This window comes from Pseudolysinimonas yzui (assembly GCF_014653215.1).
GTDB lineage: Bacteria > Actinomycetota > Actinomycetes > Actinomycetales > Microbacteriaceae > Pseudolysinimonas_A > Pseudolysinimonas_A yzui.
On record NZ_BNAI01000001.1, the window covers coordinates 536,607 to 559,896 of the forward strand.

Genomic DNA, 23,290 nt, shown 5'->3' on the forward strand with positions numbered 1-23,290 from the left:
CAGTCGCGGCAGCTAATCGCTCAGCCGGGACTGCACTTCGGCGATCGCCGCGATGGCGGCATCCGATTCGCCGGAGCTGCGCCACAGCTCGAGCAGTTCGGAATCGCCGGTGAGCACGCGATGCACGGCGTACCGTGCCCGGTCGCGCAGCGCCTGATCCTCGAGGATCAGGGGAGTGAGGGTGGACAGCAGGGCGGTCGCCTCCTCGGGCAGCAGATCTGCGCGGCCGTCGTAGGCGGCGGCGATGATCGCGGCGGCCGCGATCGCGGTGCTCTCCGCCCAGGATTCCGGTCGCCCGGCCGCATCGATCATCTGGTCGAGCGCATCGCGGAGGGCATCGACGCCGCCTTCTTCGACTTCCCAGAGAAAGTCCATCGTCTCGTCGTTCTCGAAAACGCCCGGACCCCAGGTGCCCATGTTCCTCCGATGTTCGTCGCGTCGAGTCTGCCGCACGGTTCCGACACGAGGATTCTGCTTACAACGTAAGCGTAGGATGTATGCTCCCCCCATGAACCCACGGCGGAAAGCCCAGCGCGACGTCCTCAGCCGCGAGCGGGTGCTCGCAGCGGCCGTCGGACTCGCTGATGAGCAGGGCCTCGACGCGGTCAGCATGCGCCGCGTCGGCGAGTCACTCGGGGTGGAGGCGATGTCGCTCTACCGCCACGTGGGCGGCAAGGACGACCTGCTCGACGGGATGGTGGATGCCGCCATCGCGCGGTTCCCCGCGCGTGACGAGTCGGTGGACTGGCGGGAGTCGCTGCGCGCGCTGGTCCGCGGTGCGCACGCCGTGCTGCTCGAGCATCCGTGGGTCGCCGCCCTCGCGACGAGCCGCCCCGCCGTCGGCCCCGCGCGGCTGCGGTTCGTCGACGCCGTACTCGGTGCGCTGCTGGCCGGCGGATGCACGCTTCAGCTTGCCCACGACGCGATGCACGCGATCGAGGTGCACGTCTTCGCGTTCACCCTCCAGGAGCTGCGCCTGCAAGGGGATGCCTCGGCGCACGGCTATCAGCTCGACGTCGTGCGCGGCGACGGCGCCCTCTACCCCCACCTGGCGGCGACGCTCGCGAGCGCGACGCACGACCACGTCGCCGAGTTCGAGTTCGTGCTCGAGCTGCTCATCCTGGGCATCGAGCGGGCCATCGCTACTTCAGGAGCCGGCTGAGTACGCGATCGGCGAGCGGCTTGCCGCCGGTCTGGCACGTCGGGCAGTACTGGAAGGTCGAGTCGGTGTAGATGACCTGACGCACGGTGTCGCCGCACACCGGGCAGGGTTGGCCGTTTCGACCGTGCACGCGCAGGTTCGACTTCTTCTCGCCCTTCAGTTCGGAGGCGGCGAGCCCCTCAGAGCGGGCGACGGCGTCGCGCAGCGTCGACTGGATCGCCTCGTAGAGCGTGTGGATGTCGTCGGGCGGCATGCTCGCCGGCTTGAACGGTGACATCTTCGCGACGTGCAGGATCTCGTCGGAGTAGGCGTTGCCGATCCCGGCGATGAGGCGCTGGTCGCGCAGCACGCCTTTGATCTGCGAGCGACCGGCGGCGGTGAGGATGCCGGCGAGCACGTCTTCGGTGAACGTCGCGTCGAGCGGGTCGGGGCCGAGTGTCGCGACGCGTTCGACATCCTGCGGGTCGCGCACGACGTGGATCGCGAGGCTCTTCTTGGTGCCTGCTTCGGTGAGGTCGAAGCCCGTGCCGTCGTCGAGCACCAGCCGCGCCGCGAGCGGTCCGGCACCCCGCCGCACGGTCGCGAGCGGGGCCTTCTCGCGCCAGCGCAACCATCCCGCGCGCGCGAGGTGGATGACGAGGTGCACGTCTCCCGCCACGATGTCGAGGTACTTGCCGTGGCGCTCCACGCCGGTGATCGTGAGTCCGTCGAGAGCCGAAACGGGCGGGTCGTAGGTCTTGAGCGCGGCGAACGCGACGACGTCGAGCCGCGCGACGGTGCGGCCGATGAGCCTGCTGCGCAGATCGCTCACGAGGGCGTGCACCTCGGGCAGTTCCGGCATGCAGGAAAGTCTGGCTCAGCTCACCCGGAAGCGCACGGTTCCCGTCGCGATGTCGGCTTCGACGAGCCGCACCCGCACGTGCGAACCGGGCTCGGGCGATCCGTCGCAGGCCGCCTCGACCGCCGGTTCGACGAGTTGCACGGTCGCGTCGGTGATCGCCAGGGCGTCGAACACCTCGCCGACGTGCGGTGCCAGCACGGCGGCCTCGACGGTGTCGAGCATGCGACGGCCGAGGCGGCCCGCGGTGTTCGTCGAGCGGCCCATCGCCGCGGGCAGCAGGGGCAGAGCCTCGCGCACCCAGGCGGGCACGTCGGTGCCGCCGCTCACCGCGAGGCACACTTCGAGCCCGAACCGGTCGACGAGCCGCCGCAGCGGAGCGGTGACATGGGCGTAGGGGGCACCGATCGCGGCCTGCACGGATTCGGAGGGCGGTGCGCCGTCGAACGGTGCGTACGCCGCCCCGCGGAACAGCGAGGCGGCCGCATGCCGGATGGCGATCTGCCGCGGTTCGTCGTTGTCGAGCCGTCTCAGGTAGTCGCCGTAGCGCTCGGCTTCGGCCCACGGGGTTCCGAGGGCGATCGTGCGCCGCCGGAACCGTTCGATCGCCTCCGGCTCGGCGGGTGGCATCGTGCGCAGGATGCCGACGCCGGCATCCAGCATCATCCGGGCGGCCGCCATGCCGGTGAGCAGGGAGATCTGGGCGTTCCAGGTGGCGACCGGCAGCACGACCCGCCGCTCCAGCCGATACTCCCGGCCCTCGCGCACGACGAGGATCTCGGGCGTCGACAGGCTCGCTCCGCCGCGTTCGCTCTCCTGAGCGATCCGGGCCTCGCCGACGTCGCGCAGCATCCCGAGCATCGGATCGCCGGCGACGGCGGCCTGCGCGTCCTCGTAGCTCCACTGCCGTCGGCTGCGCACCCGCGCGCGACGCACGCGCGCCGAGGTCTGCCGGCCCGAGGCGTCGAGTTGCAGCTCCCAGACGAATGCGCCGCGTTCGACGTCGGGGAGCAGCGAGGCCGCGCCTTCGCTGATCGTCACCGGATGCAGCGGGATGCGCCCGTCGGCCGCGTAGAGCGTCTGGCCGCGCTCGCGGGCCTCGTCGTCGATCGCGCCGCCGGGGGCCACGAACCCGGGGAGGTCGGCGATCGCATAGAACACCCGCCAGCCGGCCCCGTCGGGCTCGATCGCGAGGGCCTGATCGAGGTCGGTCGCGCCCGCCGGGTCGATCGTGACGAAGGGGAGGTCGGTGAGATCGAGATCGGGCGGCTCGTAGGCATCGACGGCACGACCGGCTTCGGCCGAGACCTCAGCCGGAAAGCCGCTCGGCAGCTCGAGCTCGGCGCGGATCGCCGCCAGCGCCGCGACGAGTTCCGGTTGCGAGGCCTCCCGCGTGAGCTTCAGCGGCACGGACGGCATTCGACCAGCCTACGGAAGTCGCAGCTCGTCACCCTCCCGCTCGACCAGACCGTCCCGCAGCAACCCCTCGACGGCGCGCGCGAGCTGCGCGGCATCCGCCCACAGCCCCGCGATCACCTCGACCGGCACCGGGATGTCGCTGCCCCGCAGTTCGCGCAGCACGAGGCCGCGCACCTGGCGGTCGGAGCCTTCGTACCGCTTCTGCACCGGGGCGCGCGGGCCCGCGTAGCGCGGATAGCCGGCCGCCCGCCAGGCGCACACCGCGGCCAGCGGGCACTCGTCGCAGCGTGGTGTTCGCGCCGTGCACACCGTCTGCCCGAGTTCCATCGTGCCGGCGTTGACCAGCCGCGCCCGCGCCGGATCGGCGGGCAGCAGGGCCTCCATCTCGGCGAGGTCGACCGCCGTGCGCGCCGGGCCCGCCGCACCCTGACCGCGCATCGCCCGGGCGAGCACGCGGCGCACGTTGGTGTCGACGACGGGGGTGCGGATGCCGTACGCGAACGCCGCGACCGCCCGCGCGGTGTACGGTCCTACGCCCGGGAGGGCGAGCAGCGCGTCGACGTCTGATGGCACCTCGTTGCCGTGCCGCTCCGCGATGGCCGTGGCGGCGCCGTGCAGGTTGAGCGCGCGGCGTGGGTAGCCGAGGCGTTCCCAGGCGCGCACTGCCTCGCCGGGCGGCACGTTCGCGAGATCCGCGGGGGTGGGCCAACGGGTCAGCCAGCGCTCCAGTGCGGGGATGACGCGGCTGACCGGCGTCTGCTGCAGCATGAACTCGCTCACCAGGGTTCCCCAGGCGGTGAAGCCCGGGCGCCGCCAGGGGAGGTCGCGATGCCCCGTCGCGTACCAGGCGGCGATGCGCTCGCCGATGGCCGTTCCGGGGGTCACACCGCGAGGGTAGCTGGCTAGGCTGGCGCCGTGGTGACGTGGTCGAAGATCGCCCCGGCTCGGCGGGAGCTGCTGGAGTCGCTCGTGGCCGAGTATGCCCACCACTATGCGAAGGGCCGCACGACGCTCGCCGTCGACGGGCCCGACGGTGCCGGCAAGACGCGGTTCGCCGACGACCTCGCTGTCGCCTTCGATCGCGCGGGCTACACGGTGTTCCGCGCGTCGGTCGACGACTTCCATCACCCGCGCGAGCACCGCTACCGCTTCGGGCGGTATTCCTCCGACGGCTACTACCGGGATGCCTTCGACTATTCGCTGTTGCGCCGCGTGCTGCTCGAGCCGTTCCGCATGGGGGGCAGCACGGGCTTCCAGCTGCGCGGCTTCGACCTCGAGCGCGACACGCCGGTCGAGTCGGCGTGGGTGACCGGCCCGGCCGACGCGATCCTCATCGTCGACGGGGTGTTCCTCAACCGCTTCGAACTGCGGGGGGCCTGGAACTTCTCGATCTGGCTCGACGCCGACCCGAAGGTGCGGCTCGCCCGCATGGTGGAGCGCGACGGGGCCGATCCCGACCCGAAGGCGGAGTCGAACCGCCGCTACGCCGACGCGCAGCGGCTGTACGTGCGCGACGCGCACCCGAACACGGCGGCCAGCGCGATCGTCGACAACACCGACGCCGACGCCCCGGTGCGGCGCTTCGCCGACTACTGCTCGGTCAAACCCGCCCCGAGGTAGGCACGCGCCGCGCGACCTCCGCCGAGGAGAGGAACGTTCCCGTGCGCTCCACGTCGTGCACCAGGGCGACGAGTGCCGCGTTGATCGGAGCGTCGAGTCCGTGCTCCCGAGCGACCCGCACGACGGCGCCGTTGAGGAAGTCGATCTCGGTGAGCTGACCGCGGCGGATGCTCTGCAGCGTCGATCCCGGATTCGGCACGTCACCCATGCGCCTCGCGAGCAGCCGCGGCAGCCGCGCGGCGAGCGCGAGCGGACCGCGGCCGAGCCAGGGCAGCACCCACCCGGGGATGCCCTGCAGGCCGGCGAAACGGATGCCGATGCGGTTCGCGATGCGCACCGTCTCGCGCAGGCTCGCGGCCAGCACTCGAAGGAGGGCCGGATCCTCGACGGTCTGCTGCACGCTCAGCCCCGTGATCGCCGGGAGGGCGTTGACGTGGTTGATGAGCAGTTTGGTCCACTGCGCGTCTTCGAGACGCTCGACCACCTCGACCGAGAGGGCGCCGCCGAGCAGGGTCGCGAAGCGTTCGACGACGGCCGGGTCGGTGCCGGGGGCGCCGCCGATGACGATCGGCAGGGCCGCGGTGACCGTGATGCGACCGGGGGAGAGATACGAGGTGGCGAACAGGGCGAGCCCGCCGACGAGCGGTGAGCCGGGCAGCACCTCGCCGGCGACCCGGATGCCGCCGAGCCCGTTCTGCACGACCAGCAGCGGCACCCCTTCGAGAACTGCGGCGTTCGCGCGCAGGGCGGCCTCGGCATCCTGCCCCTTGGTCGCGAGGATCGCGAGCTCCGGACGGGTGCCGAGCACCTCGCCCGCGGTCACCCGCGCGACGTGCGACCCGTAGCCGCCGTCGAGTGCGATGCCGTCGGCGCGGATCGCCGCGAGGTGCTCACCGCGCGCGGTCACCTCGACGTCGTGTCCCGCGCGATCGAGGAGGGCGGCGAGCAGTCCGCCCACCGCCCCCGCTCCGATCACGGCCACCCGCATGCTTCGAGCCTAGGCCGGGAGCAGCTCCCGCTCCGGCTGGTCGATGGCCGGCTCGTCGACGACGGGTTCCGGGCGCCGGTTCGAGCGCCCCGCGGGCAGCAGGAACGCGACGGCGGCGGTCGCGAACACGACGGCCGCACCGACGGCGACGGCGGGCACGGCGGCATCCACGTAGTCGGTCGGCGTGAGTTCGCCGCCCGCACCGGTGAAGACGGCGGTGAGCACCGCGATGCCGAGGGCGACGCCGATCTCGCGCAGCGTCGAGTTGGTGCCGCTGGCTTTCGCGGTGTCGGCTTCGCTGGTGTGGGCGAGCACGGCCGTCGAGACGGGCGCGAACACCAGTCCCATCCCGATCCCGGCCGAGATGAAGGCGGGCAGCATCGTCAGGTACGGCACGTCGGCCGTCATCACGAGGGCGAGCCAGGTGAGCCCGGCGCCCTGGAACAGCAGCCCGGCGATGATGAGTACGCGGGTGCCGACGCGCGGCGCGACGAACCCGGCGAGCGGTGCGACGACCATCGGCGCCATCGTCCACGGCGTCGTCATGACGGCGGCTTCGAGCGGCGAGTGGCCCTGCACCACCTGCAGGAACTGGATGAGGATGAAGACCGCCCCGAACATCCCGAACGAGAAGCCGAAGCCGACGACGTTCGCGACGCTGAAACTGCGGTCGCGGAACAGGCGCAGCGGCAGCAGCGGAGAGCCCGTGCGGCTCTCCCAGACGACGAACGCGGCGACCAGGGCTGCCCCGACGATCAGCGAGCCGACCACTTCGAGCGAGTCCCAGCCCGCGTCGTTGCCGCGCACGATGCCGTAGACGACCCCGAGCACGCCGAGCCCGGCGAGCAGCACCCCGGGCACGTCGAGGCGCAGCCGGGCGCCGAGGGTGTTCGGCAGGGTGAACAGGATCAGCGGAAGAACGAGGATGCCGACGGGCACGTTGATCCAGAAGATCGCCTCCCAGCTCCAGCCTTCGACGACGGCGCCGCCGATGAGCGGCCCGGCGGCGACGCCGAGCCCGGCGATCCCGCCCCACACGCCGATCGCGAGCGGACGCAGCCGCGCCTCGACCGATCCGGCGAGCAGCGAGAGCGAAAGGGGCATGATGCCGGCTCCGCCGAGCCCCTGGAGGGCGCGCGCGGCGATGAGCTGGGCGGGGTCGGTGCTGAGGGCGGCCAGCACGGAGGCGACCGTGAACACGACGATTCCGGCGAGGAAGATCGTGCGTCGCCCGAGCCGGTCGCCCAGCCCGACGGCGAAGAGGATGAGGCTCGCGAAGGCGAGGGTGTAGGCGTTGACGAACCACTGCAGTTCTTCGACGGTCGCGCCGAGGTCGGCGTGGATGGCGGGGAGCGCGTTCGTCATGACGAGGTTGTCGAGGGTGGCCATGAACATCGGGATGCCGGTCGCGGCGAGCACGAGGCCGAACGGCACCCGGCGTGAGGGGGAGGACATCGGAGGACCCTTCGTAATAAGTAATCGAATGATTACCTGCACGCTAGTAATCAGTTGATACCCTGTCAAGCGTGACGCCCGAGACCGCATCCGATCCGATTCCGCGCATGCGCGCCGAGGATCGGCGCGAACTCGTGCTGACCGCGGCGACTGCGGTGTTCGGCGAGCGTGGCTACTTCGGAACGACGACGGATGCCGTGGCGCGGGCCGCGAACGTCAGCCAGCCGTATGTGGTGCGCATGTTCGGCACCAAGGAGGCCCTCTTCCTCGCGGTGCTCGAGCGAGCGCTGGAGCGACTGATCGCCGCCTTCCGAGGGGCGATCGATGAGAACCCCGCCTCCCCGCGGGAGCAGATCCACGAGCGCCTCGGCGCCGCCTACGGCGACCTGATCACCGACCGCGGCCTCCTGCTGAGCCTGATGCACGCGTTCGTGCTCGGATCCGACCCCGAGATCGGTCGCGCCGCGCGCCGCGGATTCCTCGAGGTGTACCGGCTGCTCAGGCACGAGGCCGGCTTCACGGCCGACGAGGCCCAGGCGTTCCTCGGATCCGGGATGCTGCTGAACACCCTCATCGGGTTGCGGATGGCCGACGACTTCGACGACCCCGACGTGCGCGAACTCATCGAATGCGCGGCTCCCACGAAGGCCGAGATCCTCGTGCGCATGTCCCGGGCGACGCCGGCCTGATGCCGCCCGTGCACGGGGGGAGCGGCGGCATCCTGCTTCTCGACAAGCCGCAGGGGCCGACGAGTCACGACCTGGTCGCCCGCACCCGCCGCGCCCTCGGCACCCGCAAGGTCGGGCACGCGGGCACGCTCGACCCGATGGCGACCGGATTGATGATCCTCGGCGTCGGCAGTTCGACGCGCCTGCTCACCTACCTCGTCGGTCTCGACAAGGAGTACACCGCGACGATCCGGCTCGGGCAGTCGACGACGACCGACGACGCCGAGGGCGAGGTCGTCGCGGAGACCGACGCGAGCGGGGTGACGCCCGAGGCGATCGCGGCGGAGGTGACGGCGCTCACCGGCGAGATCGCCCAGGTGCCGAGCAGCTTCTCGGCGATCAAGGTCGACGGCCGGCGCTCGTACGACCGCGCCCGCGCCGGCGAGGAGGTCGACCTGCCTCCGCGTCCGGTGACGGTGTCGGAGTTCGCGGTGCTGAGCCGCCGAGCGGAGGGGCCCCTGCTCGATCTCGACGTGCGGGTCGCCGTCTCGTCGGGCACCTATGTGCGAGCCCTCGCCCGCGACCTCGGCCGGGCTCTCGGTGTCGGGGGGCATCTCACGGCCCTTCGCCGCACGCGGATCGGCCCGTTCGACATCGCCACGGCCGTCCACCCCGACGATGACCTCGCGGCCGCGCTCCTCCCGCCGGCGGAGGTCGCGGCGCGACTGTTCCCGACGGTGTCGATGGATGCCGACACGACCCTCGCCCTGAGTCAGGGCAAGCGCGTCGCCGTCGCAGTCGCCGATGCGCCCGTCGTCGCGGCGCTCGCCCCCGGCGGCCGGCTCGCCGGCCTCGTCTCCGTACGCGACGGCGTCTGTCGCGTGCTCGTCAACTTCCCCACCGAAGAGGTGCTCACGTGATCGACATCTTCACCGTCATCCTCATCGGGGTCGCGACCCTCGCGGGGGTGCTGTGCGTCGTGCTGGGACTCGTCGGTCGCAAGCCCGAAGACGTCACGATCCTCGCCGTCGCGCTGGTGGAGGTGCTGCTGCTCGCGCAGGTCGTCATCGCGCTCATCGCGCCGGCCGCCGGCAACCACCCGACCGGCAACCTCGGTGAGTTCTGGGTGTACCTGGCGACGGCGTGCCTCATGCCACCCGCCGCGATCGCCTGGGCGCTCACCGACCGGTCGCGCTGGAGCACCGTCGTGCTCGGCGTCGCCGCGCTCGCGATCGCCGTGATGGCGTATCGCATGAACCAGATCTGGACCGTCCAGCTGGCGTGAAGAGCAGGCCCTAGTCTGAAACGGATGTCCACCCGTCGTCTCGATTCCTCACAACTGGCCGGCCCGGGCCGCATCCTCGTCGCCGTCTACGCCGTTCTCGCCGTCGCCGCCACCGGCCGCAGCGTGTTCCAGATCATCGATCGGTTCGGCGAGGCGCCGATCGCGTTCTCGCTCTCCGCTCTCGCGGCCGTCGTCTACATTGTCGCGACGCTGGCTCTGGCGCTGCGCTGGACCACGATCGCCTGGGTCACGATCGGCTTCGAATTCGTCGGCGTGCTCGTGATCGGCACGGTGAGCGTCCTGGCACCCGGCCTGCTCGGGCTCGACAGCGTCGACCCGTTTGGCCGCGAGGCGACCGTGTGGAGCGCCTACGGCGCCGGATACCTGTGCATTCCGCTCGTGCTGCCGGTGATCGGGCTGTTCTACCTGTGGCGCGGGCGCCGCGTCACCGCCGCCGAGAGCGCCGCCGTCGAGAGCGCGCCATGATGCAGCTGTTCAACGGCCTGGGTGCGGTGCCGCCCGGATTCGGCCCGAGCGCCGTCACCGTCGGCAAGTTCGACGGCGTGCACCTCGGGCACCGCGGGGTGCTCACCCAGTTGACCTCGCTCGCCGCCGACCGCGGACTGCTGCCGGTCGTCGCGACGTTCGACCGGCATCCGTTCGCCCTGCTGCGGCCCGACGACTGTCCCGAGGCGCTCGTGTCGAATGCGCAGCGCGCCGACCTGCTGGCCGAGTCCGACGTGGCGGCGACGCTCGTTCTGGAGTTCAACCGCGAGCTGAGCGAACTCCCGCCGATCGCCTTCGCCGAACGCATCCTCCACGACGCGCTCGACGCGCGACTGGTGCTGGTGGGCACCGACTTCCGCTTCGGGCACCGCGGCGAGGGTCGCATCGACTCGATGCGCGAGCACGGCAGGATCTTCGGCTTCGAGGTCGTTCTGCTGGAAGACGTGCTCGTCGACGGGCGCCGGGTGTCGTCGACGAACATCCGGCAGCATCTCAGCGCGGGCGAGGTGCGGGAGGCGGCGAAGCTGCTCGGCCGCTACCCGCGCGTGCGGTCGACGGTCGTGCACGGCGACGCGATCGGGCGCGAGATCGGCTTTCCGACGGCGAACCTCGATCCGGCGATGGAAGGATTCCTGCCGGCCGACGGCGTCTACGCCGCCTGGGCGTGGATCGACGGCGTCCGTCACGGCGCGGCGGTGTCGATCGGCAACAACCCGACGTTCGACGGCATCCCGGCGCGGCGCACCGAGGCGCATCTGATCGACACGTCGCTGGACGCCTACGGCAAGACGATCGAGCTCGACTTCGTCGAGTACCTCCGCCCGATGGTCAAGTTCGACGGAGTGCCGACGCTCGTCGCCGCGCTCGCCGCCGACACCGAGCGCATCCGGGCCCTGCTCGCGGAGGAAGCCGGCCTCGGGAGCGATCCGGCGCCCGACGCACCCCGTCCCTAGAATCACAACATGCCCGGGCTGATTCGTCGAAGCGATATCGACGAAGTCAGGGCACGCACCAACATCGCCGACATCGTCGGCGACTTCGTGACGCTGAAGAGCGCGGGTGTCGGCTCGATGAAGGGCCTGTGCCCGTTCCACGAGGAGCGCAGCCCGAGCTTCCACGTGCGGCCCCAGGCGGGGCTCTATCACTGCTTCGGCTGCAACGAGGGCGGCGATGTCTTCTCCTTCCTGCAGAAGATGGACCACGTCTCCTTCGCCGAGGCCGTCGAGCGGCTCGCGGCCCGGCTCGGTTACGAGCTGCACTACGAAGACGGCGGGCAGGCGAGCGACCACGGCAACCGGGCCCGGCTGCTGGCGGCGAACGCCGCCGCCGAGAAGTTCTTCCAGGCACAACTGGCGACCCCGGCGGCGCAGATCGGCCGCGACTTCCTGGGCGCGCGCGGCTTCGACGCCGCCGCGGCGCAGCACTTCGGCATCGGCTTCGCGCCGAAGTCGTTCAACGCCCTCGGGGATGCCCTCAAGAAGCAGGGGTTCACGCCGGAGGAGCTCACGGCATCCGGTCTGCTGAGCACCGGTGACCGTGGCAACGCCTACGACCGGTTCCGCGGCCGCCTGATCTGGCCGATCCGCGACATCACCGGGCAGACCGTCGGCTTCGGCGCCCGCAAGCTGCTCTCCGACGACGACGACAAGGGCCCGAAGTACCTCAACACCCCCGAGACGCCGGTGTATCACAAGAGCCAGGTGCTCTACGGGCTCGACCTCGCCCGCCGCGACATCGCGAAAGGCAAGCAGGTCGTCGTCGTCGAGGGCTACACGGATGTCATGGCCTGCCACCTCGCCGGCGTCACGACGGCCGTGGCCACCTGCGGCACGAGCTTCGGCGTCGACCACATCAAGGTGATCCGGCGGGTGCTGGGGGATGTCGACAACGCCGATACGGCCGGCACCGGCGAGGTGGTGTTCACCTTCGACCCCGACGAGGCCGGGCAGAAGGCGGCGAGCCGGGCGTTCCAGGAGGAGCAGCGTTTCGCGGCGCAGACCTTCGTCGCGGTCGCCCCCGACAACCTCGACCCGAGCGACCTGCGCACCCAGCGCGGCGACGAGGCGGTGCGCAAGCTCATCGCCGACCGCAAGCCGATGTTCGAGTTCATGATCCGCCGGGTGCTCACCGGCCACGACCTCGAGACCGTCGAGGGCCGGGTCGCCGCCCTGCGCGCGGCGGCGCCGGTGGTCGCCGGCATCCGGGATCGCTCGCTGAGCGACGGCTACGTGCGCAACCTCGCCGGCTGGCTGGGGATGGATCCCGCCGAAGTCGGCCGCGCCGTGCGCGCCGTGAAGTCGGCCCGGCCGACGACGTCGACGCCGGTACCGGCGGAGGGTGAGGCGGAAGCCCCGGTGGCCGAGGTGCGTCTGCTCGACCTGCCGACCGACGTCGAGACCCGTATGGAACGCGACGCGTTCCTCGTCATCCTGCAGCGGCCGCAGGCGATCGGTCGCGAACTGCTCGAGCGCGCCGTCACGGTGCGGATGCGCAACTCGATCCTCGACGTGGTGCGCGACGGTGTCGCCACGGCGATCGAGTACTGGGACCGGCCCGACTGGGTCGCGCGCGTCAGCGAAGCCGTGCCGTCGCGGTTCGCGGGCCTGGTGGCCCAGCTCGGGGTCGCCCCGATTCCCGAGACCCGGGAGGCGAACCTCGACAAGTACGCCCGTGCGCAGGTCGCCGATCTGGTGGCCGTCGACCTGGCTCGTCGCAAGACCGACCTCCAGGGGGCGTCGCAGCGTGCCGCGGCGGAAGGCGACGTGGATCGGGCCCGGCGCATCCAGGTCGAGATCGCGGCCCTCGAGATCGAGCGGCGCAAGTTGCGTGCAGGCTGACTGTGTTATGACTGGTAGGCCCGCGCGACCCTTGACGAGCGGGCATCCCGAGGCCCTTGCCACCCGATTGAAGGAGGCCCGTTGAGTCGGAGCCTGCTGCGACGCGCGATCGCTGCCGCCACCGCCCTCGCCGTGATCGTGACGCTCGGCGCCTGCGCCAGCGGGGGTTCGGCGTCGAGCCCCATCCGCGTCGGGTGGAGCGGTGAGGTTCCGCCGCTCGACCCGGCGGCGAGCGACTCGCTCGGCTCCTTCGCCTTCCTCACCCAGCTCTACCCGTCGCTGCTCGTCGTCGACGCCGATCAGGCCGACCCCGTTCCCGAGATCGCCGAATCGGTCGAATGGACCGAAGACGGGGTCTACACCGCGGTGCTGAAGTCCGGGCTGGTCTTCCCGAACGGTCACGACCTCACCACATCGGATGTCAAGTTCAGTCTCGAGCGTCAGCTCGCGCTGCAGTCGGAGGACGGAGCCTGGCGGCGCCTCGCGAACCTCGACAGCATCGAGATCATCGACGACACGACGATCGAGTTCCATCTCGGCACGGCGATCGACACCGGCTTCCCGTTCGTGCTCGCCGGCCCCGCCGGGCTGGTGCTCGACGAGGAAGCCTTCTTCGCCGACGAGCTCACCCCCGACGCCGACATCATCGACGCTCAAGCTTTCGGCGGGCCGTACGTTCTCGAGTCGTCGAGCGACGAGGTGTTGACACTCACCCCGTACCTCGGGTTCGGCGGTTCGCCGCTGGCCGCATCCACCCTCGAGCTTCGGGCGGGCGACGACGGCGATCTGGCGACGCGCTTGAGCGACGGCACGGTCGACGTGCTCGCCGGCCGGCTCGGTCCCGAGACCATCCAGTCGCTCGCCGGGGATGACGGGATCGATATGGCGCGGGCCGCATCCGGTCGTGTCCGCCTGCTCGCGTTCGACTTCGGTCACATGCCGTTCGGCTCCCGCACCGAGACCCCCGACGCAGCGAAGGCGGCGGCCGTGCGCACCGCCATCAGCGAGCTCGTCGACCGCGAAGCCCTCGCCGACGGGCTCGGCGCCAACTGGGTGGAGCCGCTCTACGGCTACACCGCCGACGGCATCCCGGGCTCCTCCGACGTGTTCTCCGCGCTCCACGGCGACGGTGAGGGCGGGCCCGACGTCGACCGCGCCACGGCAGCCCTCGACGCGGCGGCGATTCCGTACCCGGTCGAGCTCAGCATCCATGTCGACCTCGACCAGGTGGGCGATCCGGGGAGGGTCGAGATCGACGCGCTCGCCGAGCAGCTCGACGACAGCGGCCTGTTCACGGTCACCGTCGTCGAGACGGATGCCGAGGGCTTCGGCTCGGCGCTCGTCGCCGGCGAGGTGGAGGCGGTGTTCACCAGTGTGCTGCCGGTCACCGCCGACCCCCGGGACTACCTCGAACCGTTCCGTTCAGCCGGTCTGCTCGCGCCGGGCTACGCCGACGCCGGCGTCGACAAGCTGCTCGACGAGTACGCGAGCGAGCCCGACGCCGACCTTCGCGCGGCGAAGCTGCGTGAGATCGAGAACGCGATCGCGGTGCAGCTCCCCGCCATCCCGCTCACCCAGGGGGTGCGCGTGGTGTTCGTGCGCGGCACGATCTCGGGGTTCGGGGTCGACGACTCGCTCCCGCTCGACCTGAGCCGGCTGCGTCGCTGAGTTGCTGCGTCGCTGACTCCGGGTCAGGCCGGGTAGCGTGGCAGCGTGAGTGACGTCGCGGTTCGGGCAGACGACCTGACCCTCGGGTACGGCGATGATCGACCCGCCGTGAGCGGTGTCACCTTCGAGATCCCGCTCGACGGCATCCTCGGCGTCGTCGGTGAGGCCGGGTCGGGCAAGAGCACCCTCGCCCGTGCGGTGGCCGCCCAGTCGGTGCCGGGGGAGCGCACGGCGCCGCACATCGTCGGGGGGCACCTTCAGGTGCTCGGCCGGGAGATCCGCGACCTCTCACCGCAGCGGCGCGACAAACTGGTGAGCAAGGTCGGCTACCTGCCGCAGGACGGCGGAAGCACCCTCGAACCGCATCTCACCGTCGGCGAGAACGTGGCCGCCCCGATCTACCAGCGCGACGAGAAGTACGACCGCAAGAAGGCGGGTGCGCTCGTCGCCCAACTGGTGGATGCCGTGCGCCTCCCGATCGGCGTCATGGCCAAGATGCCCCACGAACTCTCCCGCGGGCAGCGGCAGCGCATCGCGCTCGCCCGTGCCCTCATCCTCGAACCGAACCTGCTCGTCGCCGACGACCCGACGATGGGTGTCGACGTGCTCGTGCGCGGCCGCATCCTCACCGTCATCGCCGACCTGCAGCGCGAGCGCGCCTTCTCGGCTCTCGTGATCGGCCACGACCTGCGCGAACTGCGCACGATGACCGACCAGATCGCCGTCATGCACGAGGGCATGTTCGTCGGCTACGGCCAGGCCGACGAGGTGCTCGACAACCCCCTGCACCCCTACGTGGAAGCCCTCGCCGCCACCACCCGGTGACCCGGAGTGTCGCTCTCCGGTGACCATCCGCGCGACACGCCGTCGACACCCCGGGATGCCGGGCAACGGTCATCGTGTTGCGACAGCTTGCCCCGTCGTCGGGATGCGGTGGGCAAGAGCGCCGGTTCAGGTTTGCTACGCTGGACCGGCTGTTCACACAGCTAATCCTCGGTAGCTCAATTGGCAGAGCAATCGGCTGTTAACCGATAGGTTCTTGGTTCGAGTCCAAGCCGGGGAGCAGATGAGGCCCGGACTCCCCGTGATTCCGGGCCTTTGTCGTTCCCGCCGCATGCCACCGATCATGCCTCTACGAACGTGTCGGGGACGGGACCGAGCAACGGCTGGGCCTCCGGCGGGTTGCGATAGCCCGTCTCCCAGGGATAAGCGCCGGTCGAGTCCGGCCAGATCAGCTGCAGCGCCCTCACCTCGCCATACCGATGATGTACCGCGGTGAGGCCCTCCGTGTTCTCGGCATCGATGAAGGCCACGTCTCCGGAATCGGTGAACCGGGTCGTCCGGATGCCGTGAGCGACCACGATTCCGTCGCGCAAGTCCTGACCCACCAGGTTCAGGAAAATGTGAGCAGAATCGAACGGCATCCCGGTGACGACGATTTCGGCGTGGCCGAAAGCGCTCAGCCCCACGGTGTACGAGAACTGGCTCGCGTTGGGCGATCCCATGACGTGACGGACTGCCCACCCGTGTTCCTCGATCAACACCGAGAGCTCCTCGTCCGCCGACCGGGCGGAATCTCGAGAGGGCACGGTCAATTCGCCCCCTTCACCCGCACCCAGTTCTGTCGCACGAACTCGATCCCGGCGGGCTCGTGCAGTCGGAACTCGAACAGCCCGCACTCGGCGCAGACATACGCCCACACCTCGTGGCTCTGGTGGAGGCTGACGGCTCCGCGGAAACCCAGTTCCAGATGCGGCCGCAACCCGACGGCGCCGTACTCGCCGAAATCGACACCGTTGCGGGCCGCGTAGATCTCGGTTCCGTCGCAGGAGGGGCACACACCTTCGCGCATGCCCACGATCGTAGAGGCGGGGGGCGTGGTTCTACATGTGCGGAACGGACTGCAGCACCATCTCGGCGGGGTCGAAGTACGTCGACCAATCGGGGAACCCGAGCACGAAATCCGGGCCACCGACGGGGAAGACGCCGATCGATTCCAGCTCTGAGTTCTCTGCGGCGTCGCGTTCTTCGCTCTCGTAGGCGCCGGGCTCGACATCGGGAAACGGTTGAACCCATCCGGCCGATTCGAGGATGCCGAGCACCTGGGATTCGTCGGCGCCCGAGGTCACCCCGAAGACCTGGATCATGAGGTCGCCGGCGGCCGACGCGCGCTCCACCCGGAAGACGCACCCCTCGCGCACGGTGTCGTTGACCGCATCCGGCCGGAAGGCGTAGAACGGATCCTCGACCAACGTGATCTCGGTGAACGGCTCCGAGGGCTGAGTCTCGAGATGATCCGTGAGCGCGTCGAAGAAGCCCTCGGGACACGACCGCTCAGCGGCCTGTGCCTCTGAAGGCGTCGGGCTGACCCGGTCTGACGGTTCGGTTGACGCGCACCCCGCCAACCCCGCGATCGTGACGGCCACCACGAGAAGCACCCCTGACCGCTGCATGGTGAGAATACTAAGCGATCCTCACCAGACAGCGAGAGTTACTCCCGCGGGACGACGCCCACCGCGCGGCGCCCGCGTAGCATCGGCGCATGCGGCATCCCGGGTGGTACAGCGCGCACGGGCCGCACGGCGCACGCGGATGGCATGGCCCGCCTCCCCCGGAGTGGAGCGCCCCGAAGTGGGTGACCCTCTGGGTGCCGGTCATCGCATCCTTCATCCCGCAGGTGCTCGCCGCCATCTGGACGATCCGAGTCGGCGACTACCTGCCGCGGGAGGCGGTCGGCATCCTCGGTCTGGCCCTCGTGGGGCCGCTCGCCCTCATCGGCGCGCGGCGCTTCCCGGGCCCGGTCGTCGTGGTCGTGGCGGCGGCGGCATCGCTCGACCTGTTCGTCAACCCGCACGGCGGCCCCCCGTATGTCGCGCTGGCGTTCGCGATCGTCTCGGCGATCGTGCGCGGTGCCCGGGTGTGGGCGTGGGTCTCGGTGGGGGCGGCCTGGATCGCCACCGTCGGCGCCGCCATCGCGATGGGGCGCGAGGAGTGGACCCCGGGGCGGATCGCGGCGACCACCCTCGGCATCCTCATCGTCTTCGGCATCGGCGAGGGGATGCGCACTCGCCGCGACCGCGCGGCCGAGTACTGGCGGCTGGCGGGCGAGCGCGAGCAGAGCGAGGTGCAGGCCGAGCGGGTGCGCATCGCCCGCGAATTGCACGACGTGCTCGCGCATTCCCTGAGCCAGATCAACGTGCAGGCCGGCGTCGGACTCCACCTGATGGAGCGGCAGCCCGACAAGGCGGCCGAGGCGCTCGCGAGCATCAAGGAGACGAGCAAGGCGGCGCTCGACGAGGTGCGGTCGGTGCTGGGCGCGTTGCGATCCGACGGCACGACGGATGCCCCGCTGGTGCCCGAACCCGCGCTCGACCGGTTGCCGGCCCTCGTCGCCGCGATCCGCGGGGTCGAGGTGACTCTCGACAACCGCATCGTCGATGCCCCCAAGTCGGTGCAGCTGGCCCTGTTCCGCATCGCGCAGGAGTCGCTCACCAACGTCACCCGCCACGCCGGCGCCGCGCACGCGACGGTGCGACTGTGGACCGAAGGCGGCAGCTACCGCCTCGAGGTCACCGACGACGGTGCGGGTTCGACGACGCCGGCGAGTGAGACCGGCGGCCGCGGCCTGCTCGGGATGCGGGAACGTGCCGAGCTGCTCGGCGGCCACCTGTCGGCCGGACCGGCGCCGGGCACGGGGTTCCGGGTCTCGGCCACGATCCCGATGGAAGGCGTTCCCACATGACCGGCCCCCGCATCCGGGTCGTCCTCGCCGACGACCAGCACCTGATCCGCGCGGGCTTCCGCAGCCTGCTGGAAGCGGAGCCCGATCTCGACGTCGTGGGGGAGGCGGCGACGGGTCGCGAGGCGGTCGCCCTGGTGAAGCGCACCCAGCCCGATGTGGTGCTGATGGACATCCGGATGCCGGACGGCGACGGCCTGTGGGCGACGGAACAGATCGTGGCCGACCCCGCCCTCGCCGGCACCCACGTCGTCGTCGTGACGACCTTCGAGCTCGACGAGTACGTCGCGCAGGCGATCCGGGCGGGGGCGAGCGGGTTCCTCGTGAAAGACACCGAACCCGTCGAGCTGATCCGGGCGGTGCGGGTCGTCGCCGGCGGGGAGGCCCTGCTCAGCCCGAGCGTCACGAAACGGCTGCTCGAGCGGGTCGCCGGCACCCTCAACGACTCCCCGGACACCCGGCCGCTCGAGCCGCTCACCGACCGCGAGCGCGAAGTGCTGGCGCTCGTCGGCCAGGGCCTCACCAACGAGGAGATCGGCGGTCGCCTCTTCCTCAGCCCGCTCACCGCGAAGACCCACGTGTCGCGCATCATGTCGAAGCTGCTCGCCCGCGACCGCGTGCAACTCGTCGTCATCGCCTACGAGACGGGTCTGGTCAGGGCCGGTCAGGCGTGAAGTGTCAAGAAGGGTCGCTCTGAGGAGTCCGATGCGACCCCTTTTGACGCCTCAGGGAGTAGTCGAGAGACTCCCGGCGGCAGATTCGCGCCGCTCCCGATGCGAGAAGAGTCGGGATGTCGGATCCCACTCGGGGATCCGCGGAAACGGAGTCACTCGTGTTCACCGCTCTCGCCCTGAGCGCCGTCGCGTTCCATCCCTGGCACGGCGGCTTCTGGTTCTTCCTGATCCCGCTGTTCTGGATCCTGCTGTTCGTGGTGCTGTTCGCGATCTTCGGTCGGCGCTGGCGCCGCCACGGCGGCCCTTACGGCTACGGCCCGCACGCCTACTGGCAGCACGCTCAGGCCGCGGGCAGCGCCGAGTCGGTGCTCGCCCAGCGCTACGCGAACGGCGACATCGACGAGAAGGAGTACCGCGCCCGTCTCGAGGTGCTGCGCTCCAGCGGGCCGGTGCCGCCGCCCGCGAAGTAATGCGAAAGCCGCGGCCCCGACCGGGATAAACTGACCGGTCGGGGCCGCGGCATGTGCCAGCCGCGGATCAGGAGGCACCTTTGGATGCGATCACGGTCGCTCTCGCCGCGCTCGCGGGCGGTCTCGTCGTCGTCGGAATCGTGCTGTTCGTGCTCTGGCGTCGCGCCCGGCGTGCGGCGCTGCGCAATGAGTTCGACCGCACCACGGCCGACCGCGAACGGCTCGACCTGGAACTGACTCTCGCCGAGCAGACCAGCCGGCTGCGCATCGTCCGGGAACTGCACGAGCTCGTCGTGCACTCGGTGTCGGTGCTCATCAGCCACGCCGACGGCGCCCGGTATGCGGCATCCCAGGATCCGGCGGTCGCCGCCCGCAGCGCGGCCGTCATCGCCGACACCGCCCGCGCCACGCTCGCCGACCTGCGTCGGGTCATGGCGCTCGCCCGCGAGGGCGAGGCCGCGGCCGGTCCGCAGCCGCGCCTGTCGACCCTGCGCGACCTTTTCAAGGTGATGCGGGATGCCGGCCTCGAGGTCGAGTTCCGCGAGACGGGTGAGCCGATCCGGTTGAAGCAGGGCGCGGAGCTGGCGATCTACCGCATCCTGCAGGAAGCCCTCGAGAACGCCCTCGCCCACGGTGGGGAGGGCACCCACGTGCTCGTCTCGTTCACCTGGAGCGACACCCTCGAGATCGTCGTCGCCGACGACGGTGCCCGGGCCGCGGCGCGACGTGAGGGGCTCGACCCCGACGAGGTCGCCCGGGATCGGGTCTCCAGTCAGGAGGACGACCTCGCCGCACTCACGCAGACCCCGACCGGTCGCGGGATGACTGAGATGCGCGAGCGCGCCGAACTCTACGGCGGGATGCTCAACACGATCGTCACCCCCGGCGTCGGCTTCACGGTGACCGCGATCTTCCCGGCGGTGCGCGCCCACAACGGCATCGAGGGCGTGAAGCTGGGCACCGAGTGACCATGCGGGGTCCGGTGCGGATGCTGCTGGTCGACGACTCGCCGTGGCAGCGCGAGGGCTGGGCGCTGCTGTTCGGCTCGCAACCCGACCTCGAGGTCGTCGGCCAGGCCGGTGACGGCGCGCAGGCCCTCGCCTTTCTGCGTCAGCAGCTCGTGGATGTCGTGCTCATGGACATCCAGATGCCGCGCGTGAACGGGTTGGTCGCCACAGAGCGCATCCTCGGTGACGAGGCGGTGCGCGCCAACGGTCCCGCACCGCGAATCATCCTCGTGACGGGCGTCGATCTCGACGACCACGTGCCGGCCGCGGCTCAGGCCGGCGCCTACGCGGTGCTCTACAAGGACGCCGAGCCGGAGGCGCTGTTCGACGTCATCCGCGAGGCGGCCCTCAGCCGATGAGGTGGGGGAGTCGGCGTTTGAGCAGTTCGTTCGCGGCGACGTAACCGGCCAGCACGAGGGCGAGCGCGGCGAACAGGGTCAGCGGCGGCGGTTGGAGGCCCAGCAGCTCGGCGGCCGGCGGCAGGAAGGGCAGTGCGGCCGTCACCGCGGCCACAGCGAAGCTCGCGATCAGCAGCCCGAGGGCGGGCTGTGACTTCCAGATCGGCCGTGGGATGCGCAGCGAGAAGAGCACCGCCAGTTCGGTGAGCGTCGACATCACGAACCAGGCGCTCTGGAACAGCGTCTCGCCGGCCCCGAACCCGACCACGAGCACGGCGAAGGTGATGAGGTCGAACACCGTCGACAGCAGCCCGAAGGCCAGCATGAATCGCAGCAGCGACCGCATGTGCCAGCGGATCGGCCGGGCCGACTGCTCCTCATCGACGGCGTCTCGGGCGATGAACATCGCCGGGATGTCGCTGAGGAAGTTGAGCAACAGGATCTGGCGCGGCAGCAGCGGCAGGAACGGAAGCACGAGACTCGCGATCGCGAGCGACGCCATGTTGCCGAGGTTGGCGCTGGTGGTGAGCCGGATGTATTTGAGGGTGTTCGCGAAGGTCTGACGCCCGAGCCGCACGCCGGTCGCGACGACGTCGAGGCCCTTGTCCAGCAGCACGACGCTCGCCGCCTGCTTGGCGATGTCGGCCGCGGTGTCGACCGAGATGCCGACGTCGGCGGCGTGCAGGGCGGGCGCGTCGTTGATGCCGTCGCCGAGGAACGCGACGACTTCCCGGTTCGCTCGCAGGGCGGCGACGATGCGCTCCTTGTGCAGCGGCTCCACCTCGGCGAAGACCCGCACGTCGCGCAGGGTCGCGGCGAGCCGGGTCGAGTCGAGATCGCCGAGATCCGCCCCCGTCACGACTCGCTCGGCGTCGATCCCCACCTCGGTGGCGATCGTGCGCGCACAGCCGACGCTGTCGCCGGTGATCAGCCGCACGTCGACGCCGGCGGCGCGCAACGTGGCGACCGCCTCGCGCGCGCCGGGTTTCGGAGGGTCGCGGAAGACGAGCAGCCCGGCGAACTCGAGCTGCGTCTCGTCGGCGACGGTGAGCGGCCCGGCCGCCGGATTCCGCGGGCGGGTGGCGACGGCGAGCACTCGGTTGCCGGCCGCGGTGAGCTCGTCGGCCCGCCGCTCGATGTGCGTGCGGTCGGCATCCCACCGTGCCGGTTCGCCGCCGGCCGCACCGACGCATCGGGGGAGCACCGACTGCACGGCGCCTTTCGTGATGAGCAACGGCCCGCCCGACCAGTCGACGAGCACGCTCAGCCGTTTGCGTTGGAAGTCGTAGGGCAGCTCTTCGAGGGCGACCACCTCGGTCGGATGCACCCGCAGGATGCCGTCGTCGAGCGGGTTGCGGAAGCCGCGTTGCGCCGCCGCGTTGGCCGCCGCCAGGGCGGCGACCCGTTCGCTGGGTTCGCCGTCCGGCCCGAGGGCGGCACTCAACTCGGCGGCACCGGAGGTGAGCGTTCCGGTCTTGTCGGTGCACAGCACAGTGATGGCGCCGAGGTCTTCGATCGCGTCAAGCCGTTTCACGATCACGTGCCGCTGGGCGAGTCGGCGCGCGCCGGCGGCGAGGCTGAGCGCGACGATCGCGGGCAGCATCTGCGGCGTGATGCCGACGGCGAGCGAGAGCGCGAACAGCAGGGCTTCGATGACGGGGCGGCCCAGGGCCCAGTTGACGACGAAGATGAACGTCGTCAGCACGGCGACCAGCCGGATGAGCAGCCAGCCGAACCGCGCGATCCCCAGCTCGAAGCTGGTGCGCACCGACGGTCCGCCGACAGCCCGGGCGACCCGGCCGAACTCGGTCTGCTTGCCCGTCGCGACGACGACGGCGCGGGCGGTTCCGCTGACGACGTGACTTCCGAACTGCACCGCGGTCGATCGAGCGGCGAGCGCCGTCGCCTCGGGCAGTTCGGCGTTCGCATTCTTCTCGGCCGGGAACGACTCACCGGTGAGGGCCGAGGCGTCGACCTGGAGGCCGTCTGTCTCCAGCAACCGCGCGTCGGCGGGCACCAGGTCACCCGCCGACAACAGGATGACGTCGCCGCGCACGACGTCGCGAACTGGCACGCTGTGTTCGACGCCGCCGCGTAGCACCCGCGACATGACCCGCACACTGGCCAGCAGCTCGGCGACGGCGGCGTCGGCGCGGTACTCCTGCCAGAAGCCGAGCAGGCCGCTCGCGACGATGATCGCGAGGATGATCATCCCGTCGGCGATGTCGCCGAGCGCCACGGCGATCAGGGTCGCCGCAGCGAGCACCAGGGTGACCGGACTCGCGAACTGGGTCACGAGCACCCGGATCGCGGGACGGCGCCGGTGCTCGTCGAGCGGGTCACGACGGCGACGCCGCTGCACCTGCGCGCGGCTGAGTCCGCTGTCGCGCGAGCCGACCGCGTGCAGCACGACGGCGGCGGGCATCGTCCAGTAGGCGGCGGGCGCCTCCGCATCCACCACATGGGCCCTCTCGCGCACCCCACGATCCTGCGCCGTGGGCGTTCGCCCGGGAAGGCCCAAGGTCCCGCGGGACTTCCGCCCTGGTTCCCGGGCC

25 protein-coding genes and 1 tRNA gene are annotated in these 23,290 nt (G+C 70.9%); 16 read left to right on the forward strand and 10 right to left on the reverse strand.

The window, feature by feature from the left end:
- Positions 1-12: 12 nt before the first annotated feature.
- The gene (locus IE173_RS02725) at positions 13-417 is read right to left on the reverse strand and encodes a DUF4259 domain-containing protein (RefSeq protein ID WP_191281826.1); all 405 of its coding nucleotides are present in this window, start codon (positions 415-417) and stop codon (positions 13-15) included.
- A gap of 91 nt (positions 418-508) precedes the next feature.
- Here IE173_RS02725 and IE173_RS02730 point away from each other — a divergent pair, with 91 nt between their 5' ends.
- Positions 509-1,162, forward strand: a complete 654-nt coding sequence (locus tag IE173_RS02730) for a TetR/AcrR family transcriptional regulator (protein ID WP_191281827.1) — start codon at positions 509-511, stop codon at positions 1,160-1,162.
- On the opposite strand, the gene IE173_RS02735 is transcribed toward IE173_RS02730, so the two are convergent.
- From IE173_RS02735 to IE173_RS02745, 3 genes are read right to left on the reverse strand one after another with little or no spacing between them, the layout of a single operon-like run.
- The gene (locus IE173_RS02735; protein WP_191281828.1) at positions 1,143-2,003 is read right to left on the reverse strand and encodes an Fpg/Nei family DNA glycosylase; all 861 of its coding nucleotides are present in this window, start codon (positions 2,001-2,003) and stop codon (positions 1,143-1,145) included. The two genes, IE173_RS02730 and IE173_RS02735, sit on opposite strands and share 20 nt — an antisense overlap.
- Before the next feature lie 15 nt (positions 2,004-2,018).
- Positions 2,019-3,419 carry an RNB domain-containing ribonuclease gene (locus IE173_RS02740; RefSeq protein WP_191281829.1) on the reverse strand — a complete coding sequence of 467 codons (1,401 nt, stop codon included), beginning with the start codon at positions 3,417-3,419 and terminating at the stop codon, positions 2,019-2,021.
- Between the two features lie 9 nt (positions 3,420-3,428).
- Positions 3,429-4,304: an HhH-GPD family protein gene (locus tag IE173_RS02745; protein ID WP_308433073.1), complete on the reverse strand. Its 876-nt coding sequence runs from the start codon at positions 4,302-4,304 to the stop codon at positions 3,429-3,431.
- 30 nt (positions 4,305-4,334) lie between these two features.
- Here IE173_RS02745 and IE173_RS02750 point away from each other — a divergent pair, with 30 nt between their 5' ends.
- Entirely contained in the window at positions 4,335-5,039 is a 705-nt protein-coding gene (locus IE173_RS02750) for a nucleoside/nucleotide kinase family protein (protein WP_229841835.1), read from the forward strand.
- Here the strand turns inward: IE173_RS02750 and IE173_RS02755 are convergent.
- Both IE173_RS02755 and IE173_RS02760 read right to left on the reverse strand, forming a co-directional pair.
- Positions 5,020-6,027 carry a ketopantoate reductase family protein gene (locus IE173_RS02755; protein ID WP_191281832.1) on the reverse strand — a complete coding sequence of 336 codons (1,008 nt, stop codon included), beginning with the start codon at positions 6,025-6,027 and terminating at the stop codon, positions 5,020-5,022. The two genes, IE173_RS02750 and IE173_RS02755, sit on opposite strands and share 20 nt — an antisense overlap.
- A gap of 9 nt (positions 6,028-6,036) precedes the next feature.
- Entirely contained in the window at positions 6,037-7,482 is a 1,446-nt protein-coding gene (locus tag IE173_RS02760; protein WP_191281833.1) for an MFS transporter, read from the reverse strand.
- A gap of 71 nt (positions 7,483-7,553) precedes the next feature.
- Between IE173_RS02760 and IE173_RS02765 the strand changes: the two genes are divergently transcribed.
- From IE173_RS02765 to IE173_RS02805, 9 genes are all read left to right on the forward strand, one after another.
- Entirely contained in the window at positions 7,554-8,171 is a 618-nt protein-coding gene (locus IE173_RS02765; RefSeq protein WP_229841836.1) for a TetR/AcrR family transcriptional regulator, read from the forward strand.
- On the forward strand, positions 8,171-9,070 hold the full coding sequence (gene truB, locus IE173_RS02770) for a tRNA pseudouridine(55) synthase TruB (protein WP_191281834.1): 900 nt from the start codon (positions 8,171-8,173) through the stop codon (positions 9,068-9,070). The genes IE173_RS02765 and truB overlap by 1 nt, the downstream gene beginning before the upstream one ends.
- Positions 9,067-9,435, forward strand: a complete 369-nt coding sequence (locus tag IE173_RS02775) for a hypothetical protein (RefSeq protein WP_191281835.1) — start codon at positions 9,067-9,069, stop codon at positions 9,433-9,435. Before truB ends, IE173_RS02775 begins: the two co-directional genes overlap by 4 nt.
- 24 nt (positions 9,436-9,459) lie before the next feature.
- Positions 9,460-9,921, forward strand: coding sequence for a hypothetical protein (locus IE173_RS02780; protein ID WP_191281836.1), 462 nt, complete (start codon positions 9,460-9,462; stop codon positions 9,919-9,921).
- Positions 9,918-10,895, forward strand: coding sequence for a bifunctional riboflavin kinase/FAD synthetase (locus IE173_RS02785; RefSeq protein ID WP_308433074.1), 978 nt, complete (start codon positions 9,918-9,920; stop codon positions 10,893-10,895). Before IE173_RS02780 ends, IE173_RS02785 begins: the two co-directional genes overlap by 4 nt.
- Positions 10,896-10,904: 9 nt before the next feature.
- Entirely contained in the window at positions 10,905-12,779 is a 1,875-nt protein-coding gene (gene dnaG, locus IE173_RS02790; RefSeq protein WP_191281837.1) for a DNA primase, read from the forward strand.
- 81 nt (positions 12,780-12,860) lie between these two features.
- Positions 12,861-14,447 carry an ABC transporter substrate-binding protein gene (locus IE173_RS02795; RefSeq protein ID WP_191281838.1) on the forward strand — a complete coding sequence of 529 codons (1,587 nt, stop codon included), beginning with the start codon at positions 12,861-12,863 and terminating at the stop codon, positions 14,445-14,447.
- A 45-nt stretch (positions 14,448-14,492) separates the two neighbouring features.
- Positions 14,493-15,272, forward strand: a complete 780-nt coding sequence (locus tag IE173_RS02800; protein WP_191281839.1) for an ATP-binding cassette domain-containing protein — start codon at positions 14,493-14,495, stop codon at positions 15,270-15,272.
- Between the two features lie 165 nt (positions 15,273-15,437).
- Positions 15,438-15,510, forward strand: a tRNA-Asn gene (locus tag IE173_RS02805).
- Positions 15,511-15,571: 61 nt separating this feature from the next.
- On the opposite strand, the gene IE173_RS02810 is transcribed toward IE173_RS02805, so the two are convergent.
- Genes IE173_RS02810 through IE173_RS02820 form a run of 3 tightly spaced genes read right to left on the reverse strand, consistent with a single transcriptional unit; the run spans position 15,572 to position 16,900 of the window.
- The gene (locus IE173_RS02810) at positions 15,572-15,988 is read right to left on the reverse strand and encodes a DUF4262 domain-containing protein (RefSeq protein ID WP_191281840.1); all 417 of its coding nucleotides are present in this window, start codon (positions 15,986-15,988) and stop codon (positions 15,572-15,574) included.
- A gap of 50 nt (positions 15,989-16,038) precedes the next feature.
- The gene (locus tag IE173_RS02815) at positions 16,039-16,299 is read right to left on the reverse strand and encodes a hypothetical protein (protein WP_191281841.1); all 261 of its coding nucleotides are present in this window, start codon (positions 16,297-16,299) and stop codon (positions 16,039-16,041) included.
- Between the two features lie 31 nt (positions 16,300-16,330).
- Positions 16,331-16,900, reverse strand: a complete 570-nt coding sequence (locus IE173_RS02820; RefSeq protein WP_191281842.1) for a hypothetical protein — start codon at positions 16,898-16,900, stop codon at positions 16,331-16,333.
- 89 nt (positions 16,901-16,989) lie between these two features.
- Between IE173_RS02820 and IE173_RS02825 the strand changes: the two genes are divergently transcribed.
- From IE173_RS02825 to IE173_RS02845, 5 genes are all read left to right on the forward strand, one after another.
- Positions 16,990-18,189 carry a sensor histidine kinase gene (locus IE173_RS02825; RefSeq protein ID WP_191281843.1) on the forward strand — a complete coding sequence of 400 codons (1,200 nt, stop codon included), beginning with the start codon at positions 16,990-16,992 and terminating at the stop codon, positions 18,187-18,189.
- Positions 18,186-18,860, forward strand: a complete 675-nt coding sequence (locus tag IE173_RS02830; RefSeq protein ID WP_191281844.1) for a response regulator transcription factor — start codon at positions 18,186-18,188, stop codon at positions 18,858-18,860. Before IE173_RS02825 ends, IE173_RS02830 begins: the two co-directional genes overlap by 4 nt.
- A 158-nt stretch (positions 18,861-19,018) precedes the next feature.
- Positions 19,019-19,330: an SHOCT domain-containing protein gene (locus tag IE173_RS02835; protein WP_191281845.1), complete on the forward strand. Its 312-nt coding sequence runs from the start codon at positions 19,019-19,021 to the stop codon at positions 19,328-19,330.
- Positions 19,331-19,410: 80 nt separating this feature from the next.
- Positions 19,411-20,298: a sensor histidine kinase gene (locus IE173_RS02840; protein WP_191281846.1), complete on the forward strand. Its 888-nt coding sequence runs from the start codon at positions 19,411-19,413 to the stop codon at positions 20,296-20,298.
- Between the two features lie 2 nt (positions 20,299-20,300).
- Entirely contained in the window at positions 20,301-20,696 is a 396-nt protein-coding gene (locus tag IE173_RS02845; protein WP_229841922.1) for a response regulator, read from the forward strand.
- On the opposite strand, the gene mgtA is transcribed toward IE173_RS02845, so the two are convergent.
- Positions 20,686-23,214 (reverse strand): magnesium-translocating P-type ATPase, encoded by a 2,529-nt coding sequence (mgtA, locus tag IE173_RS02850; protein WP_191281848.1) that lies wholly within the window; start codon positions 23,212-23,214, stop codon positions 20,686-20,688. The genes IE173_RS02845 and mgtA overlap by 11 nt on opposite strands.
- Between the last annotated feature and the right edge of the window lie 76 nt (positions 23,215-23,290).

What these genes read in the sequence shown, in the direction of transcription:
- IE173_RS02725 (WP_191281826.1), bottom strand. Translation starts at nt 417, where the DNA reads ATGGGCACCTGGGGTCCGGGCGTTTTCGAGAACGACGAGACGATGGAC.
- IE173_RS02730 (WP_191281827.1), top strand. Translation starts at nt 509, where the DNA reads ATGAACCCACGGCGGAAAGCCCAGCGCGACGTCCTCAGCCGCGAGCGG.
- IE173_RS02735 (WP_191281828.1), bottom strand. Translation starts at nt 2,003, where the DNA reads ATGCCGGAACTGCCCGAGGTGCACGCCCTCGTGAGCGATCTGCGCAGC.
- IE173_RS02740 (WP_191281829.1), bottom strand. Translation starts at nt 3,419, where the DNA reads ATGCCGTCCGTGCCGCTGAAGCTCACGCGGGAGGCCTCGCAACCGGAA.
- IE173_RS02755 (WP_191281832.1), bottom strand. Translation starts at nt 6,027, where the DNA reads ATGCGGGTGGCCGTGATCGGAGCGGGGGCGGTGGGCGGACTGCTCGCC.
- IE173_RS02760 (WP_191281833.1), bottom strand. Translation starts at nt 7,482, where the DNA reads ATGTCCTCCCCCTCACGCCGGGTGCCGTTCGGCCTCGTGCTCGCCGCG.
- truB (WP_191281834.1), top strand. Translation starts at nt 8,171, where the DNA reads ATGCCGCCCGTGCACGGGGGGAGCGGCGGCATCCTGCTTCTCGACAAG.
- IE173_RS02780 (WP_191281836.1), top strand. Translation starts at nt 9,460, where the DNA reads ATGTCCACCCGTCGTCTCGATTCCTCACAACTGGCCGGCCCGGGCCGC.
- IE173_RS02785 (WP_308433074.1), top strand. Translation starts at nt 9,918, where the DNA reads ATGATGCAGCTGTTCAACGGCCTGGGTGCGGTGCCGCCCGGATTCGGC.
- dnaG (WP_191281837.1), top strand. Translation starts at nt 10,905, where the DNA reads ATGCCCGGGCTGATTCGTCGAAGCGATATCGACGAAGTCAGGGCACGC.
- IE173_RS02815 (WP_191281841.1), bottom strand. Translation starts at nt 16,299, where the DNA reads ATGCGCGAAGGTGTGTGCCCCTCCTGCGACGGAACCGAGATCTACGCG.
- IE173_RS02820 (WP_191281842.1), bottom strand. Translation starts at nt 16,900, where the DNA reads ATGCAGCGGTCAGGGGTGCTTCTCGTGGTGGCCGTCACGATCGCGGGG.
- IE173_RS02825 (WP_191281843.1), top strand. Translation starts at nt 16,990, where the DNA reads ATGCGGCATCCCGGGTGGTACAGCGCGCACGGGCCGCACGGCGCACGC.
- IE173_RS02830 (WP_191281844.1), top strand. Translation starts at nt 18,186, where the DNA reads ATGACCGGCCCCCGCATCCGGGTCGTCCTCGCCGACGACCAGCACCTG.
- IE173_RS02845 (WP_229841922.1), top strand. Translation starts at nt 20,301, where the DNA reads ATGCGGGGTCCGGTGCGGATGCTGCTGGTCGACGACTCGCCGTGGCAG.